We start from the raw sequence: 17,044 nt of genomic DNA on the forward strand, positions 1-17,044 counted from the left end.
GGTAGCATGAGAACGAATTTGTATATGGTAAGGCATGCGGAATCCCCATTTGAATTCGGTAAAGAAAAGAGTCGCGGCCTTTCGGAGGAAGGCATGGCAGCGGCTCGAAGGGTTGCAAGTATTTTTTCAACTATTGAGGTCCATTATATTGCGTCCAGCTCGTATACCAGGGCTATACAAACCGTTCAGCCATTGGCAGAGCAAGCAAACATCCCAGTCATCGAATATGACGAGCTGATCGAACGGCCCATCAAAGGGTTGGATACAAAGGCGCCATGGGACGTATTGCTGGAGGCTATCCGCCGATCCTTCGAAGACAAGGATTACGCACTCGAAGGCGGGGAGTCAACCCGTCAGGCACAGCAAAGAGCGATTCCAGTCATTGAGAAGCTGCTGGAGGAGCAGAAGGGAAACAACATAGTCCTGGGGACCCACGGAAACATTATGACGATCATAATGAATTACTATAACGAAGCCTACGGATTCGAATTTTGGGAGCAGATGTCGAAGCCGGATATCTATAAGCTAACCTTTGATGGAAATAAATTGGAGAACGTAGAAAGGCTTTGGGCGTGAGAGACCACCACAGAGTAGAAAGGGGGAAATGGTGGTGCAAAAGCATACTAGTCGAACCGCGGCTCATAAAGCAAGGAAAATAAAGTATAGGCTGCTTCTGCTGGGCTTGTTTGCCTTATCGGCGGCCGGAGCAACGGTGTATTCCTTATGGGACGGGGAGCGTTGGGTACTCCCGCTTCGTCCGCAAGAGCAGACGGCTCCACAGCCTCCGAAGGTGAAGCTGCCGATTGAATTTGCCATGACGGACCTGTTTCACGGGTGGATAAGGTATGAAGATCACGTAATGGAAACGACCAATGGGGGCGAATCCTGGACCTTGTCAGAGATGACGGCTGTACCGGCCTCCGTTTCGACCGAAGGTTCGGAGAATGGGGAGTTCCGCTTCCTGAAGGAGCCTAAGGTTCTGTCAACTATCATGGTTGAGACTAAAGAATACCCTGTAAAGCAGCTCCAGTTCATGACGGATCGGGTAGGATGGGCGCTTGTTAATGATACCGGGGAGGCGGGGAGCAAGCTGCTGCTCACAACGGATGGCGGTGTCAGCTGGCATTCGGAAGTTACGGGAGCTGTTAAGGAAGCTCTGACCCAAGAAAAGCTTCTGCTTGAGCAGCGTAACAAGGAATCCCGGCTGTATGCCTCCCTGGATCAAGCCAAGCTCGCTTTTCAGTCGGAATGGCTGCTGCTGCCTGAAACCGTCAATCAGGGAGACGCTGTGCTTGTTCGCCACAGTAAACCGGATAAGCTGGAATGGCAGGGCAAGACTTATTCATTGGAGCCATTTGGCGCAGGTTATTTCACCTATTTACCGATTCCAGCCAATATGAAGCCTGGAGATTATCCTATTGGAGATCAAATCTTGAAGGTCACTAGCCAAAATTTCCCCAAGCAGTATCTTCAGGTCTCAGAACAGCTGGAAAGCATGAGGCAGGATACCAAACGAATCGAAGCAGACCAAGTCAAAATTGATGCGGCAAGAAGCCGTTCGCAGCCTGAATTTTTATTCGATTCCGCTTTCCTGAAACCGGTCGAGGGGGTGCTTACGACACCTTACGGCCACACCCGCTATGTAAACGGGAAGCTGAGCGGCTCGCATTTGGCGCTCGATCTGGCCGCCAAGCAGGGGACTCCCATTAAAGCGACCAATGATGGCGTTGTGGCTTTGGCGGACAATCTCTATTTGACGGGGAACTCTATCTATATTGACCATGGAATGGGCTTGTTTTCCCAATATGCTCATATGTCGGAATTGCGGGTCAAGACGGGAGACAAGGTGAAGAAGGGCGATATTATAGGGCTTGTCGGATCGACAGGCTTCTCTACGGGACCGCATCTGCATTTTACATTCTGGGCACATAATGTTCCGGTCAACCCGAATTTGTTCTTTGACACAATGCCATTTCAATGGACAGGCAATCAAAAAAAATAATTAATCTCATTAATAATCGTGGCGAAGGCGGGCTGCTGGAAGGCAGCCTGTTTTTCGTTTGAGGACCCCTCGGCGGCTCGTAGATTCATAGATTATTCTTTCACATCAGCGATATATAGTTAATGATATTAATAATAAATGATATTAATAAAAAATGAAAGCGCTATACTTTCCTTCTTTTCTCCATATGAAGATGGGGTTTCTCCATAGTGGCGTTTTTTCATGCTGTGTAGAATAAGTACTAAGCAGTTCCTATTTATTTATCAATACAGGGAGGTCTAAACCAATGAGAGGATATGTATGGAAACGATCTGGTATGATGTTGGCTGCCGCTGCGCTTATTGCATCTGGATGTACTGGCGGAGGAACCAAAGTGACTGAGGACAGCACCGCACCGCCGAAAATTAGTTCAGATCCTGTTACCGTTAAGCTGGCGGGAAGCAGGGGGTTGTTCACGGATGAGGAGTTAAAGCTTTATATAATGGACCCTTTAGCCAAGAAGTACCCAAACATTACGGTGCAGTATATCAACACTTCAGAAAAGGGCTTCGGATTGAACGAACTGATTACAGCGGGAGATATCCCCGATATTGTAATGGGTTATGGAAGCACACTCCCTCAGCTTAAAGATCTGAACCTCCTGTACAATATGGACCCTCTCATCAAGAAGTACAACCTCGACTTGAACCGGATTATCCCTGAATTTTTGGACTATATCAAAGTGAATGGAAGGAGCGATTTTCTAGGCGGACTGCCTGCTTACAATAATGCATTCGCGCTGTTTTATAATAAAACGCTGTTTGACAAATTCGGCGTACCTTACCCTAAAGACGGAATGACCTGGGAAGAGGTCGGCGATTTGGGTAAAAAAATAACCAGGAATTTTGACGGCATCCAATACCGCGGCTTCTTCCCCGATGGAGTGGCTCGTATGGCCGCTCAAATCAACCTGTATCAAATGGACAAGGATAATAAATCGATCATGGCGACGGAGCCTTGGAAGAAGGCCTTCGAGCTGTGGAATTATATTTACAATTATCCGGGTAACTCGGACGAACCGTTCAATACGATCAACTTTGGAAATAACCAGGCTGCCTTTCTTAAGGGTGAGCTTGCTATGATTGCAGGTTACAGCAGTACGTTAAATGCGCTTCGCAAAGCTCCAGATGTGAACTGGGATGTAGTAACGTATCCGCAGCATAAAGACAAGATGGGTTACAGTACCGGAGTGGATACGCCGAATTTCTCTATCACGTCAAGCAGTAAAAACAAGGATGCCGCCTTCCTTGTCATAGAAACCATCTTATCGGACGAAGTGCAGCTCAATATGGCTAGGAACGGGAAGATGTCCGTGCTGGCCAATGAGCAAGTTAAACAAGAGTTCGGCAAAGGCATTCCGGAATTTGCGGGCAAAACCTATAACCTCAGCAGTATCCCTAGATTGAAACCATCCGTCAATAAACCTCCGGTGTATACCGGCAGTGATACGAATAAAATCGTTATTGACGCTTATGAAAGCGTTTTAAAGAAAGAGGCGGATATCAACACGGCTCTGCGAGTAGCGGATGAACAGATGAACAATCTGGTTCAATCGAAGATAAAGATGGAAAAGTGATTGGAAAATCCGGTAGTTAGATAGGATTCGGAGCTCCGAAAATCGGGGCTCTTTATCATTCAGAGAGAATAAAAAAAGGAGCTGTCAATCTACACAATAAATGGTATTCTATACAAGCTCCCTGACTTACATTTTCCAGTTGGTAGAATATCACATGAAATAGATAACATAATAAATATTATGTTAACAATTGTTTTATCAACCCTCCTCAGTGTTCAACATAAGGTTTTTTAAAAAAGGAGAGTGTGTGATGGCCGAAGAATTGAAAAAGACCTTTAACGAGGTAGCGGAGCTCTATGATCGTGCACGAAATGATTATCCGGACGAGCTGTTTGAAGAGCTGTTTAGGCTATCCGGATGCCACTCCGGGTCTGATGTGCTCGAAATCGCCGCCGGTACGGGCAAAGCTACCCTTCATTTGGCTCAACGGGGCTGCAGGGTGACTGCAGTCGAGCTGGGGGAGGAGCTGGCGCTGGTAGCGCGGTGTAAGCTGGCTAAGTTCAGAGGTGTGGAGATCCAGGTCGGAGCCTTTGAAGAATGGGAAGCACCTTCTGAAGCTACCTATGATCTTGTAGTCGTAGCGACAGCCTTTCATTGGCTTGATCCTGAGGTTCGGTTTAAAAAGATTGCCTCTCTGCTGCGCCCGGGCGGTCATCTGGCCATCATTCGGTATCATCATGTAGCGGGAGGGGATCAGGCTTTTTTTGAACAAGTACAGCTGTGTTATGAGCAGTTCAAGACAAACAAGGCAAACAAGTTCACCCTTCCCCGGATCGAAGAACTCCAACCTGAATCCTACGGGGCAGAATCGAATGAATGGTTCGATCCGTCTGTCAGACGAACTTATGTCAAGGAGGAAGTATATAACCGGCAGCAGTATCTGGATCTGCTATCCACTTATTCGGATCATCGAATGATGGGTGAGAAAGAGCGGCAAGGATTGTTCCAATGCATCGGTCGGCTCATGGATGAAGGATTTGACGGTGAAATACGGAAATGCTACCTGCATGAGCTATTATTAATGCGCAAGAGATAATCCGCAGATGGAGTCAACCTCCGAGGCCAAAATCATAGAAAAAACCGATGCTTGCGGGAGCCTTGCAGCAGCTCCTTATGGCAAGCATCGGTTTAAATTTTAACCAGGGTATACTAAGAAATGAAATTTCGGTCGGTAGAGGGAACGTCTGCTTATTGTCCTATCATACCGCCGTCAACGGTGTACAGTGAACCGGTCACGAAGGAAGCTTCCTCCGACAGCAGGAAGTTCATGACAGCAGCTACTTCCTGTGGTTCACCGTATCGTCCCAGTGGAGTGGCTGCCTCATTCGCCGCTTTATAATCTTCCGCATGACCGGAATTTGCTTCGATTTGACGCATCATCCGGGTATTAATCGTTCCTGGAAGAACGGCGTTGACCCGGATACCGAATGAGGCCAGCTCATTCGCCGCAACACGGGTAAGTCCGATAACCGCGTGCTTGGACATGATATATGGGGACATTCCGGGTGCTCCCATGAGACCGGCAAGCGAAGAGGTGTTGAGGATAGCGCCGGACTTCTGTTTTTTCATTACCGGAATCACATAGTGCAGGCCCAAGAATACGCCTCTCACATTGACGTTATATACAAGATCGAGCGCTTTGACGCTTTGCTCCTCAATCAGTCCTGCTGGCCCCTCAATACCGGCATTATTGGCAAAATAATTGATGGCACCGAATTTCTCAACCGCTTTGTTCACGTAGTTTTGCACGTCTTCTTCTTTAGATACGTCAGCCGCTACGGCAAGCGAATTGGATTCATTCAAGCCCAGCTCCTGAATCACGTCACGCAGGGCCTCTTCTTTTAAATCGACGAGAACTAGGTTCAGCTTGCGTTCTGCTAACCGGCGGGCCAGCTCTTTTCCGATACCGCCGGCGGCACCGGTGATGACAGCCGTTTTCACTTGTGTTGTGCTCATATATGATCGCTCCCTGTATATAGAATGAATAGAATTTTGTTAACTGACTTCCTCTTAAGCTTACCTCTCATCCGGCCAAGCCTACAATAATCAATCCCCGGCGGCGTGTCATGTAATGAACATAGGGAGTAGACGTTGTTCAAAAACTCATAGATTTTCTACAGAGTCTTATCCCGGTGTTGAATGTCCGGCAGCCATTACATTCGAATTTCATGAGCATCGCAAAATGGTTATAATAAGAGCATTACATTCATGGGGTGAGTGCTTAGTGACAGAGGTTCAGATCGACCGAAGGGCGAAGAGAACTCGCCAAGCTATCAAATCTGCATTTGTGAAGCTGATATTAGACAAAGGCTATGAATCCGTTACGATTCTCGATATTGCGAACCAGGCGGACTATAACCGCGGCACCTTTTATAACCATTTTATTGGGAAGGAGGAGCTGCTCCAGGCTATTCATGATGAGTTTCTGCAAGGCATGTCAGAAGCGCTGCTGGAGCCTTATAAGGGGCTCAAACGTGTGGATGCGACACAAATTATGCCTTCCGCTTTGCAGCTGTTCGAGCATATTGAACAACATAAGGATGAGTTTAAGGCGCTATTAACTGTAGACAGGGCGATGGTCCTGGAGCTCTATGATTTATTGCGTGAGTCGATGCGAAAAGACATGCATATCGAAATGGAGGAAAGCGATACTCCTATCGATTATGAAATCATGCTCAGCTACCGTATGGCGGCTACGATAGGCGTTATTATGTATTGGGCCGAAACCAATTTCAAATATTCTGCGGAATATATGGCCGAACAGCTGCTCTTGCAGGTGAATATGAGAATGGACTATATTGAATTCAAGCTCTAGCAATACATAGGAAACCAGGGAACAGCAGCCGTCTATGTCAGTTTATATAACAAATTCAGCTTCAATTTTTTGAATAATCATCAAACAAGTCCAAATCTATAACAAAATCGGTTATAATGTTATTGAATAAATTAAGAAAGTGGGAACAGTATGGGCCGCAAGTGGAATAATATTAAAGAGAAAAAAGCATCGAAGGACGGCAACACGAGTCGGATTTATGCGAAGTTCGGTATCGAAATTTATGTAGCTGCGAGAAAAGGCGAGCCGGATCCGGAATCTAATAGAGCGTTGAAAGTCGTTCTTGAACGGGCTAAGACGTACAATGTACCCAAATCCATCATTGACCGCGCGATAGATAAGGCTAAAGGAAGCTCTGAAGAAACCTATGAAGAGCTTCGCTATGAAGGGTTCGGACCGAACGGCTCGATGGTCATCGTTGACGCATTGACCAATAACGTTAACCGTACCGCCTCCAGCGTGCGCGCCGCTTTCAGCAAGAACGGCGGCAACATGGGCGTAAGCGGCTCCGTTGCGTATATGTTCGACTCTACGGCTATTATTGGCGTTGCTGAGAAAACTGTAGACGAAGTCATCGAAATCATGCTTGAAGCCGATGTCGATGTTCGTGATGTCATCGAAGAGGACGAGAACGTGATCGTCTATGCTGAGCCGGATCAATTCCATGCCGTACAGGAAGCCTTCAAAAATGCCGGCATCCAGGAATTTACCGTTGCTGAAGTCACTATGCTTGCACAAAATTTCGTCACCCTGCCGGAAGAGGGACAAGCTCAATTTGAAAAAATGATCGATGCCCTGGAAGACTTGGATGATGTTCAGCAAGTGTACCATAATGTGGAATTGGCAGACTAACTTGTAACATAGACTTAACCCGCTTATTAGCGGGTTTTTGTTATTTTTGGGAATACATAGAAACCAACAGCCTTTACCCCGCGTCTATACCTATGGAAACGGCATGCTTCAGAACGCATGAAAGGAGCGGTTTCAATGGGCAGACTTTCTTTTTTCACCGGATTATGTGCAGGCATAGGATTGTCGTTATGTACGGCGGCAGCTGCTTCGGATACGATTCAGGCCATGCTTTTCCCCAGCAAAGTACACATTCTCCTGAACGGCTCCGTCAAGGAAATCCACGAGAACGAGGACCCCGTAATCAACTACAATAACAAAGCTTACATCCCTTTAAGGGCCTTCGCGGAAGCTATGGGAGCAGCGGTTCAATATCGTCCAACGGCCGATGGGACGAAGAATATCATTGATATTTACGCCGGGATGTCGGAGTCCGACTTCACCTCACAGGATCCGGAGGGCTACGTAAGCTTGGCTCATCCGAGCATCCAATATGCAGGCAAGAATAATCAAACGGGATTTACAGATCTCAAAATGAGTGGATTTTTAAGAGTCAATAAAGATTTATCCAATAAAAAAATACAGCTGGATATACTGGACCAGCAAGACCAAATTATCGGTTCAACGGATATGGACTTTTTTAACGATTTTCAGGAGGGGGATATCGTACCGCTGAATCAAACGATTCATGTTCGTGGCGACATGCAGTCCTACCGGATACGGGTAAACGATTCATGGTCCATGACGACAACTACAGGCTACCATGATGGGATGCTGTTAATGGATGAAGGGCTGGTGTTCGGGATGGGGAGGCTGGATCCGGCACGCAAAGGGCTGGTGCATAGCCTGCAGTTTAAAAACCAAGGAAAACAGCCGATCCGCATAGAGCCGCTCCACATCGAATATCAAATCGTCAAGGTGGAACCGGCCGGGGATCGGCCTTTGTTTCAACATAAGCTGGCTCCGTTGGAGGGAACGGTACCGGTCTATGCGTGGTATGATGCCAAGCTTCCCGTCTGGGATTTGAAGGATCTGGATGGCCGATTCGTAGCTCCCGGGAAATATGCTGCGCAAATCATTCTTCGAGACTCCTTAACATATTGGACGGAGGGAATAAGCGAGCCCCAATATCTTAACAAGCCGTCACGGTTTGTAAGATGGGAGTACGATATCACACAATCCGATTTGGACTCTATGAAATAGAGCTATTTAAACTCAGCTGATAAAGGGGCTGACGGGGGAATGGGACGATCCAGTAAGCTGCAGAGGGTGGTGCAACTTTTAAGCGGCCATGTTCTGGAGAATATCACGATGCTTAAGATGCTGGAAGCTTACAGAGATTCCATACAATGCAGGCTGTTGGAGCGGGGAGAGGAGTGGGCGCTCACCCTATGCTTGCCAGTATCCTGCTCAACCTATGATCGCAGAAGCTATCCGGAGGCGGAATCCATTATTATGATCGCCGGATCGGAGCAAGGACTAATGGATGAGCTGTTGGGCGGGCTGCCTCTTGGGAAGCCTTTGATATTTAAATGCCAGAAGGAGGAGTACCGCAAGTGTATCGAGGCACATTTTAAGGTAACATTCGTGCGGTCTTTTTATACCTATTCCCGGTTGGTTCCCGTTCCCAACATGGAGATCTCCGGGGACATTGAAGAAAGCGGCTATAATGAAAGCCTGGTTTCGCTATGGATGAATAACGGATATGACCGGCAGGAATTACTGGCCATGTTCCAGCGTGGAGCCAGATCTTACACCCTCTATACAGCGGGAGAACCGGTAAGTACGTGCTTGACCTATTACAACTATGACAATGTATGGGAGATCGGAGCTGTCTTTACCCGTGATGACCAACGTGGAAAGGGTTATGCAAGAAGGGTGGCTGCCGAAGCTGTCAATCGGCTGTTGGAGAGGAAGCTTACCCCAAGATATCAGGTTCTCGATAGCAACAGGGCATCCATCAAGGTGGCGGAAGCCTTAGGTCTCTCGCGGGTCGTTACCTTAGAGCATCTCTATTACGACGGGAACACATAACTGCAGAATGAAGTTCCGAGGTGCAACAAAGCAAACGATTCGGCGTCTAATGCTTAAGGGTTGAACATCGAGAGGAGATGGGTTACAAGCGATGAAGAAAAAATATCTATGGGTCGGTCTTTTGGCCTTATGCATAAGTACGGGAGCTGCTCCCTGGAACAGCTTCGCGGCGGATACCGGTGTTCGGGTATCTTTGCCCGACTTCAACGTTCAATTAAACGGTAATCAAGTCGATAATCCCTACCGCCAATATCCGCTATTGGTTTATAAGGACATCACCTATGTTCCAATGACCTGGTATGACTCCCGGCTTCTAGGTTTAAAAACCGACTGGTCAACGAAGGAAGGACTAGGCATCGCCAAAGACAAGGTAGCTTCCTCTTACGAGGCCTATCAGACGAACCGTAAAAACCCTACGAGCATGAAGGCAACCATACCTGATTTCGATATAACTATTAATAATAAAAAAATAAACAATGCAACGGAGCCCTATCCATTATTAAGCTATAACGATATCATTTATTTCCCGTTGACCTGGAAATTCGCTCATGACGAGTTCGGATGGCAATATGATTGGAATGCATCCACCGGACTCTCGATCCGATCCGATAATACGCAGGTAGCTGCCGTACCGCTGCCGGATTATGCCGGGGATAATGATGTTGCTTTGTATAAAGATTATTATTATTTCGTAAAAACTACGGGAACTACGAACGAGATATACAGAGCTCCAGTACAAGATACCTCAAAGACCCAATTGGTGTATTCGTATGAAGTAAGTACGTCGTACGGCTTCAATAAGCAGTTGGATTTTTTTATAAAGGACGACGGTCTATGGTTTTCCTATCATAACGGCGGGGCGATAATGGGATCGGATGTCTACTGCAAAGTGAAGGAGGACGGAACGGCCGAACAGGTACATCGGGGATATTTCGATATCAAAAGCACCTCATACGGCAATCTGATCGTCAATCTATCCGTTCCACCAAGTGGAAATAATCTCATCCTGGTGCCAGATGGAGAAGACGCGGCCAACGGCAAAAGCATTGGCAATCCGAATTTCATTTATGGATGGCATATTGCGGATGGTTATGGGGGCAACCGCTCGACGACTGTGATCGGGGATAACGCGTATATTATGGCGTCCTCTTATCCGGTTGACTTGAATAAGGGGCAGCTTAATCAGATCTACCGCTTGAACTTGAAAACGAATGAAATGGATAAGATCGTTAATGCAGCGGTGAGTCATTTTAAAATAATCCATAATAAGCTGTATTATGTGAAGGATGAGGATCATTTCTTGTATTCCTCCAATCTGGACGGAACCGGGGAGCAGAAAGTATCTCATAACCCGGCAGGGAATTGGTATGATGAAATTGACGGCAATTTGTTTTATATAAGTCAAGATGCCAATGGATCAACTCGTCTGTATAAAGCTGAACCGTCGCAAACGGATACCCTGTTGGTAGAGGAATCGCTGGAAAGCGTCGAACGTATGAACGATCAATTGATCTGTAAAATTTCCGCAGGCGGAGATTACGGGCTTAAGGTACTTGATAAAACCGGAAAGCTGCAGTTATCTGTCACCGATTCGATAACGCGGCTGTTTGCCTATGACAACCATATTTTATTCGTATCAGCGAAAGATCAATCGGTGAAACAAATTGACTAACACAAAATAACAAACATCTTGAGAGGCTGCCGGCATCCCAGTACGGCGGCTTTTGTTGTTTTAAACCTGTGCGGGAGGGGATAGGAATGAACATGGATGATCGGCTGTTTCAGTATTATTTGAATCTGAGAAGCCCGGAAGCCGGGGAATGGAACAGCTCTCCCGCTTGCCTCTATACGGAACTGGCGACTCGGGACTACGTTAGAACAGCATTTGAGGTTAAGGCTGGTCTCTTAGGTATGTAATGTAGGAATCGGCACCGGAGATTGGGATGATTATCTAGGCTACTGGCTAAATGGAAAAGGGGGCTTGACGAGTATCGACATTGACCCGGACTTGTGTGAATTATTTGCTTACCGCCAAAAGAGAGAAGGTCACCCGAATCCTTCTAGAGCCGTCTGCGAGAGTATTTTTGAGACCAGCATATCTGATGGACAGTTTGATCTTGTAACGTTAATCGGCTCTACAGCCAGGGAATCCGGTGATATTCATAAGTGCCTGGATTCCTGCATAAACCTGTTGAAGCAGGATGGAGCATTGATGTTTATGTCCAGGCTAAAGAATAATGCTCAAGGATTCCTGGAGCAGTACATAGACCATTCCGGTCATCAGCTTGACCGTATGCAACGGTACGAAGCCTACCCCGAGTATCCATTTTTTATTTGCACTATTAGAAAATGATGTTCTGGAGAAGCAGCTAACTACTCGGGGAGAGTTAGACAGCTGAAGGCTTGGTTCCTCAAGGGATCTACGTTGGCGATGTGAATTAATATGTGGAACATTTGAAACTCTAGTAAACGGCTTTTATAATGGATACAAGGTTAGTATAAATTACCAGGAGGTTCCTTATGTCCGAACTTAAACTAGTTGTCGATTATGATCAGTACGAGAATGGTGTCAATATGGTAGAGCTGATAGAAGAGCTTGCCAATAAAGAAGAGGCCTCGCAGCTGGAAAGCCTCATCATTGGAGATTGGGGCGGAGCCTACGAGAATGATTCCAGCGAGGTCGTGGAGGCCCTCGTCCGTTTGAAGGACCGCTTTCCGCGCCTCACCAAGCTGTTTATTGGTGACATGAGCTATGAAGAATGCGAGGTTTCCTGGATCAACCAGTCCAACCTTGCGCCTCTATTAACAGCTTATCCGGAGCTCAAATCTCTCACTATTAAAGGAAGCACCGGACTCGAGCTGAATCCGGCTCGTCATGAGAAGCTGGAGGAGCTTACTATCATTTGCGGCGGGCTCGGGAAGGATGTTATTGCCAGCATCAGCGAAGGAAGCTTGAAAAAGCTGAAAAAACTGGAGCTTTATCTCGGGGTGGATAATTACGGTTTTGACGGCAGTCTGGAGGATGTTCTCCCTCTCATTGAACCGGGCAAATTCCCTGAGCTTACTTATCTCGGGCTTAAAGACAGTGAAATCCAGGATGAAATTGCCATTGCGTTGGCCGATGCCCCTATTCTGGATCAATTACATACGCTTGACCTTTCGATGGGGACTTTGACAGATAAGGGAGCTGAGGCTCTAATTAACAGCGAAAGGGTTAAGAAGCTGAAGCTGCTTGACCTTAACTATCACTACATGTCCGATGAGATGATGAAGCGCTGGAATCAGAGCGGGCTTAACGTAGATACAAGCGACCAGCAGGCTGCCGATGATGAAGATGATTATCGCTATCCGGCTTTGACGGAGTAGCAATGGGCCGGAAAATGATTCTGATTGGCAACCCCGGTAATCGAAGAACAACCGGGCTTCAGGCAGCAAGAGCCAAGCTGGGGTTGCCTCCAGCCATTCTGTTGAGCTACCAAGATCTGCTTCAGGGAAGAGCCTCCTTGACCTCGACGGTTTTAATGCACAGGATGTCAGCAGAGGAGCCCCCTCTGCTGAGACTTGACGCACCGGGGGAGCATTTCGGGGTGGAACGTGATCTGATTGCGCTTGGCGCCCCGGATGCGGAAGCGGATCCTTCGGATGACCGCTGGATAAGGTTTGGAGATCGGCCCTTTCAGCCTATGTCCGCCAGAATAGCCCTCAATCTGAAGGAAAGCAAGGGGAAGCTCTATCACCCATCGCAATGGTTTCGCGGCTATTGCCGGCTGTTATCCCGTCTGGACAGGGAAGCGAAGCAGCTAGGATTGGAGTCCGAATGGATGAATGCCCCTCAGGACATTGCGGCCATGTTCGATAAGCGATATACCTATCAGGTGCTATCGGAGGCAGGCTTACCGGTTCCACGAAGATTGGCATCGCCGGAATTGATTCCAGACTATCAGACGTTAAGAGAGCTCATGAGCAAGGAACGAATCTATCGAATCTTCATCAAGCTCGCTGCCGGTTCCGGAGCGTGCGGAGTTATTGCTTATCAGGTGAATCCGGTTACGGGTGCGGAGTCCGCGGTGACGACGCTGCGAGTAGAGAATTATCAATCGAGACCTCCTGTGTTCTATAATGTAAAAAAGCTGGCGAATAATAGAGACGGTTCCTCTATCCCTCAAATGGTTAACTGGTTATTGGGGCACGGCGCCCATACCGAGCAGTGGATTCCCAAAGCGTCCTATCGCGACTGCACCTTCGATATCAGGCAGCTGGTCGTTAAGGGAGAAGCGTGCCACGGCATTGCCAGGGTCAGCAGGACCCCTATAACGAATCTTCATCTGGACAGCGAGCGCAAGAGTTTTACGGAGATAGAATTGTCCCGCGACCTTCAATCTACCGTTCGTCATTGCGCGGAACGGACATTGGCGGCCTTTTCTCATTCCAGCGTTGCAGGCATCGACGTATTATTGAGCAGCGGAGCCCTCCGGCCATACATTCTGGATGTCAATCCGTTCGGAGATTTGCTATACCATAGCCGCTACGAAGGGCATGACACCTACGAGTGGGAAATGATAAAAACGTCTCTGCGAAGCCCGATAGGGTAGGATTATCCAGTAGACAGCACTAACTCGCAGCTTCGAGACTAACACAATGAAAGAGGATCACCAAGATGGTTAACATGAATGAGATTGTCGGGAGTCATGATATTGTCATGATTACTCTGGATACGCTGCGTTACGATGCGGCTGTATTAGAGGAGGAGCATTGTCCTAACTTGTGCTGCGGCGGACATTGGGAAAAGCGCCATACGCCGGGCAGCTTCACTTATGCGGCCCATCACGCTTTTTTTGGAGGGTTTTTGCCTACGCCGGCAAACACGAACAAATCCGAGCATGTACGGCTGTTTCATTCCAAAAATACCGGCCTCAAGACCCATCCGTACACCTGGCAATTTGATTCCACGGATATCGTATCCGGGTTACAGGCTGAGGGATATCGCACCATCTGCATCGGCGGGGTCATTTTCTTTACGAAAAAGGTTCCGCTCGCGAAAGTGCTTCCCGGATATTTTCAAGAAAGCTACTGGCGGATGACCTTCGGCGTCACGAATCCTCGTTCCACAGAGCATCAGGTGAATCACGCCATCAAGCTGCTGCAAAAATCGCCAACAACAGAACGGCTATTCCTGTTTATGAATATATCAGCCATCCACGGACCGAACCATTATTACGTTCCGGGAGCGAAGAAGGATTCCGTAGAAACGCAGCGCGCCGCGCTTCGGTATGTCGACGGGGAGCTTGGCCGGCTGTTTCAAGCTCTGCGTGAACGGGAGCGGCCTGTTTTTTGCATGGCCTTCTCGGATCATGGCACTGCCTACGGCGAGGACGGTTATGTCGGTCATCGGCTTGCGCATGAAGTCGTCTGGAATGTGCCGTACCGTGAATTCATTTTATAACAGTGAAAGGAGCCGATCATAATGACCCATCCGGTTTATCCCGAATACTCGGATCTCCTTCAGAATCCCGAGGCTCTTCGCAGCTGGAAGGATAGCCTTACATCAGAGCCATATCGGTCTTATCTGTACTCTTATCCTCATAAAACTTCTTATCGTGAGTTTAAGACGAAGCTGCCCTTATCCGAGCTGTGGAGCCAGGAACCGGCAGACACGTTTTTTTTATATATGCATATTCCGTTCTGCGGAGCCCGCTGCGGATTTTGCAATTTGTTTACGCTGCCCGACAAGAGGGCGGATGTACATGCCGAGTATGTCGATGCATTGGAGAGACAAGCCTATCAATGGTCTTCCTTCATCCGGCATAAGCCCATTGCCCGATTTGCGATCGGCGGAGGTACTCCGACGCTGCTGGAGCCGTATCAGCTTGATCGGTTGTTTCGCATCGCTGAAGATGCGGCAGGGATGGATTCATCCAAAACATCGATCTCCGTAGAAACGTCCCCTGAGACGGTCACAACGGAACGTCTGTCCATACTGAAAACCCGTCAGGTCGATCGTGTCAGCATGGGGATTCAAAGCTTCATCGAGGCGGAAGCGGAAGCGATCTACCGTCCGCAAAAGCCCCAGGAAGTTGCAAGGGCACTGAATCTGTTGAAACAGTACGCCTTCCCTATTCTGAATCTGGATCTGATTTATGGACTTCCCGGTCAAACCATCGACTCCTGGTTGTACTCGCTGGATCAGGCACTGTCTTATGAACCGGAAGAAATCTTCTTATATCCTTTATACACGCGCGAGCATACGATTGTGAAACCTGAACAAATCAGGCAGAGCGGAGAGGACCGAAGGCTGCTTTTCTATACCGCTGCACGCGACCGACTGATGGAACGAGGATACACCCAGTATTCCATGCGCAGATTTGCGAAAGCGGAGGCGGGCTCGACTAAACCGCTGCTTCCTTACGGCTGTCAAGAGGAAGGGATGATAGGGCTCGGCTGCGGGGCCCGCTCTTATACCCAATCTGTACACTATTCTTCCAGATACAGTGTCGGCCGTTCCGCAACCGCTAGTATCATTGCCGACTATGTGGCGACCCAGGATTACACAACAGCGGATTATGGAATCGTATTGAGCGAGGACGAGCAGAAGCGCCGGTTTATTCTCAAGGCTTTGCTGCACACGGAGGGGCTTACCTTGGACAGTTACACCTCCCGCTTTGGCACCAAGCCCTTGGATGATTATCCGGAATTGCAGCTGTTGGAGCGCACAGGCCTTGCAGAGCTAAGCCCCGTATTGCTGCGGTTAACGAGCGAAGGAATCATGTATTCCGATGCGATAGGGGATTGGTTCATTTCTTCGAACATACGCGCGCTCATGGAAAGCTGTGTTGTCTCATGAGGGCAACCATTTACTTCCGTGGAAGCCTAAGTTCATGCAATTACGATTGCCCCTATTGTCCCTTCAGCAAAAATATCGATGATGCCGAGACTTTAGCCAAAGACCGGCGGCAAGTCCAGACCTTTGTCGACTGGGTAAAAGATCAGGAAGGCAGAGGGCACCGGCTCTCCCTATTCTTTAACCCATACGGAGAAGGACTTACTCACCGATGGTACCGCGAGGCTATGGTAGCTCTGTCTCATATGAACCATGTGGATAAAGTAGCTATCCAAACCAATCTATCCGCCAAGCTGGATTGGACGGAAGAGCTGAATCCCGTTACGGCGGCATTCTGGGCGACCTATCACCCCGGACAAACGGAGGAAAGCCGGTTTCTTTCGCAGTGCGAGAAGCTGTATTCCCAGGGAATCTCTTTCAGCGTAGGCTCGGTTGGAGTTAGGAGCGCCTTCCCATCCATTGTTTCCCTAAGACAATCCCTGCCAGATGATGTGTATCTGTGGGTCAATGCCTTCAAAGATAAACCGGATTACTACTCGCAGGAAGATCTCGAGCTCCTAAGCGGGATAGATCCGCACTTTACTGTGAATGCAATGGATTATGACAGCATTGGCAAGCCTTGCAGGACAGGGGAGGACGTATTTTATGCCCAGGGGGACGGCCGGGTCAAGCGATGCTATAAGGACAGGCAAGTGATAGGGAATTTATATAAAGATGGTATCGAAGGCCTTGCCCAAGCACGTACGTGCCGCATGAAGCAGTGCGATTGTTATATCGGTTACATCCATATGCCGGAGCTTCAGCTTCAACAAATTTACGGGAATCGGCTATTGGAAAGAATTCCTGTAGTAAAGGAGGGCAGATGACAAAGTT

17 protein-coding genes are annotated in these 17,044 nt (G+C 48.1%); 16 read left to right on the forward strand and 1 reads right to left on the reverse strand.

Translation table 11 applies throughout. From position 1 onward, the window contains the following. Positions 1-6 precede the first annotated feature (6 nt). From GGC63_RS22510 to GGC63_RS22525, 4 genes are all read left to right on the forward strand, one after another. Positions 7-576, forward strand: coding sequence for a histidine phosphatase family protein (locus GGC63_RS22510; RefSeq protein ID WP_192704229.1), 570 nt, complete (start codon positions 7-9; stop codon positions 574-576). Positions 577-610: 34 nt separating this feature from the next. Beyond that, positions 611-2,002: a M23 family metallopeptidase gene (locus tag GGC63_RS22515; RefSeq protein WP_412973884.1), complete on the forward strand. Its 1,392-nt coding sequence runs from the start codon at positions 611-613 to the stop codon at positions 2,000-2,002. Between the two features lie 286 nt (positions 2,003-2,288). Further along, positions 2,289-3,617: an ABC transporter substrate-binding protein gene (locus GGC63_RS22520; RefSeq protein ID WP_192704231.1), complete on the forward strand. Its 1,329-nt coding sequence runs from the start codon at positions 2,289-2,291 to the stop codon at positions 3,615-3,617. A 250-nt stretch (positions 3,618-3,867) separates the two neighbouring features. Further along, on the forward strand, positions 3,868-4,653 hold the full coding sequence (locus GGC63_RS22525; RefSeq protein ID WP_192704232.1) for a class I SAM-dependent methyltransferase: 786 nt from the start codon (positions 3,868-3,870) through the stop codon (positions 4,651-4,653). Positions 4,654-4,805: 152 nt separating this feature from the next. On the opposite strand, the gene GGC63_RS22530 is transcribed toward GGC63_RS22525, so the two are convergent. Then, positions 4,806-5,573 carry an SDR family NAD(P)-dependent oxidoreductase gene (locus tag GGC63_RS22530; protein WP_192704233.1) on the reverse strand — a complete coding sequence of 256 codons (768 nt, stop codon included), beginning with the start codon at positions 5,571-5,573 and terminating at the stop codon, positions 4,806-4,808. Between the two features lie 268 nt (positions 5,574-5,841). Between GGC63_RS22530 and GGC63_RS22535 the strand changes: the two genes are divergently transcribed. The 12 genes from GGC63_RS22535 (at position 5,842) to GGC63_RS22585 (ending at position 17,037) form a co-directional block, all read left to right on the forward strand. Continuing rightward, the gene (locus GGC63_RS22535; RefSeq protein ID WP_192704234.1) at positions 5,842-6,432 is read left to right on the forward strand and encodes a TetR/AcrR family transcriptional regulator; all 591 of its coding nucleotides are present in this window, start codon (positions 5,842-5,844) and stop codon (positions 6,430-6,432) included. Between the two features lie 150 nt (positions 6,433-6,582). Then, positions 6,583-7,302, forward strand: a complete 720-nt coding sequence (locus GGC63_RS22540) for a YebC/PmpR family DNA-binding transcriptional regulator (RefSeq protein WP_079909525.1) — start codon at positions 6,583-6,585, stop codon at positions 7,300-7,302. 135 nt (positions 7,303-7,437) lie between these two features. Continuing rightward, complete coding sequence (locus GGC63_RS22545) at positions 7,438-8,502, forward strand: stalk domain-containing protein (protein WP_192704235.1); 1,065 nt, start codon at positions 7,438-7,440, stop codon at positions 8,500-8,502. Positions 8,503-8,541: 39 nt separating this feature from the next. Beyond that, positions 8,542-9,333 carry a GNAT family N-acetyltransferase gene (locus GGC63_RS22550; protein ID WP_192704236.1) on the forward strand — a complete coding sequence of 264 codons (792 nt, stop codon included), beginning with the start codon at positions 8,542-8,544 and terminating at the stop codon, positions 9,331-9,333. Positions 9,334-9,424: 91 nt separating this feature from the next. After that, on the forward strand, positions 9,425-11,005 hold the full coding sequence (locus tag GGC63_RS22555) for a DUF5050 domain-containing protein (RefSeq protein WP_192704237.1): 1,581 nt from the start codon (positions 9,425-9,427) through the stop codon (positions 11,003-11,005). 86 nt (positions 11,006-11,091) lie between these two features. Then, positions 11,092-11,250, forward strand: coding sequence for a hypothetical protein (locus GGC63_RS34590; RefSeq protein WP_225948419.1), 159 nt, complete (start codon positions 11,092-11,094; stop codon positions 11,248-11,250). A 7-nt stretch (positions 11,251-11,257) separates the two neighbouring features. Further along, on the forward strand, positions 11,258-11,686 hold the full coding sequence (locus tag GGC63_RS34595; protein ID WP_318781113.1) for a class I SAM-dependent methyltransferase: 429 nt from the start codon (positions 11,258-11,260) through the stop codon (positions 11,684-11,686). 167 nt (positions 11,687-11,853) lie between these two features. Next, a complete protein-coding gene (locus GGC63_RS22565) occupies positions 11,854-12,699 on the forward strand; it encodes an STM4015 family protein (RefSeq protein WP_079909530.1) in 846 nt (281 codons plus the stop codon). Between the two features lie 2 nt (positions 12,700-12,701). Then, positions 12,702-13,925 carry an STM4014 family protein gene (locus GGC63_RS22570; protein ID WP_192704238.1) on the forward strand — a complete coding sequence of 408 codons (1,224 nt, stop codon included), beginning with the start codon at positions 12,702-12,704 and terminating at the stop codon, positions 13,923-13,925. Positions 13,926-13,990: 65 nt separating this feature from the next. Continuing rightward, the gene (locus GGC63_RS22575) at positions 13,991-14,776 is read left to right on the forward strand and encodes an STM4013/SEN3800 family hydrolase (protein ID WP_192704239.1); all 786 of its coding nucleotides are present in this window, start codon (positions 13,991-13,993) and stop codon (positions 14,774-14,776) included. A gap of 21 nt (positions 14,777-14,797) precedes the next feature. Beyond that, positions 14,798-16,174 carry an STM4012 family radical SAM protein gene (locus GGC63_RS22580; protein ID WP_192704240.1) on the forward strand — a complete coding sequence of 459 codons (1,377 nt, stop codon included), beginning with the start codon at positions 14,798-14,800 and terminating at the stop codon, positions 16,172-16,174. Beyond that, positions 16,171-17,037 (forward strand): STM4011 family radical SAM protein, encoded by an 867-nt coding sequence (locus GGC63_RS22585; RefSeq protein WP_192704241.1) that lies wholly within the window; start codon positions 16,171-16,173, stop codon positions 17,035-17,037. The genes GGC63_RS22580 and GGC63_RS22585 overlap by 4 nt, the downstream gene beginning before the upstream one ends. Positions 17,038-17,044 lie beyond the last annotated feature (7 nt).

The sequence above is a fragment of the Paenibacillus sp. OAS669 genome (assembly GCF_014873645.1).
Lineage (GTDB): Bacteria > Bacillota > Bacilli > Paenibacillales > NBRC-103111 > Paenibacillus_S > Paenibacillus_S vulneris.

Bases quoted from the DNA above. Each gene is read 5' to 3' on its own strand.
- GGC63_RS22510 (WP_192704229.1), top strand. From the start codon at position 7: ATGAGAACGAATTTGTATATGGTAAGGCATGCGGAATCCCCATTTGAA.
- GGC63_RS22520 (WP_192704231.1), top strand. From the start codon at position 2,289: ATGAGAGGATATGTATGGAAACGATCTGGTATGATGTTGGCTGCCGCT.
- GGC63_RS22525 (WP_192704232.1), top strand. From the start codon at position 3,868: ATGGCCGAAGAATTGAAAAAGACCTTTAACGAGGTAGCGGAGCTCTAT.
- GGC63_RS22530 (WP_192704233.1), bottom strand. From the start codon at position 5,573: ATGAGCACAACACAAGTGAAAACGGCTGTCATCACCGGTGCCGCCGGC.
- GGC63_RS22540 (WP_079909525.1), top strand. From the start codon at position 6,583: ATGGGCCGCAAGTGGAATAATATTAAAGAGAAAAAAGCATCGAAGGAC.
- GGC63_RS22545 (WP_192704235.1), top strand. From the start codon at position 7,438: ATGGGCAGACTTTCTTTTTTCACCGGATTATGTGCAGGCATAGGATTG.
- GGC63_RS22550 (WP_192704236.1), top strand. From the start codon at position 8,542: ATGGGACGATCCAGTAAGCTGCAGAGGGTGGTGCAACTTTTAAGCGGC.
- GGC63_RS22555 (WP_192704237.1), top strand. From the start codon at position 9,425: ATGAAGAAAAAATATCTATGGGTCGGTCTTTTGGCCTTATGCATAAGT.
- GGC63_RS34590 (WP_225948419.1), top strand. From the start codon at position 11,092: ATGAACATGGATGATCGGCTGTTTCAGTATTATTTGAATCTGAGAAGC.
- GGC63_RS22565 (WP_079909530.1), top strand. From the start codon at position 11,854: ATGTCCGAACTTAAACTAGTTGTCGATTATGATCAGTACGAGAATGGT.
- GGC63_RS22570 (WP_192704238.1), top strand. From the start codon at position 12,702: ATGGGCCGGAAAATGATTCTGATTGGCAACCCCGGTAATCGAAGAACA.
- GGC63_RS22575 (WP_192704239.1), top strand. From the start codon at position 13,991: ATGGTTAACATGAATGAGATTGTCGGGAGTCATGATATTGTCATGATT.
- GGC63_RS22580 (WP_192704240.1), top strand. From the start codon at position 14,798: ATGACCCATCCGGTTTATCCCGAATACTCGGATCTCCTTCAGAATCCC.
- GGC63_RS22585 (WP_192704241.1), top strand. From the start codon at position 16,171: ATGAGGGCAACCATTTACTTCCGTGGAAGCCTAAGTTCATGCAATTAC.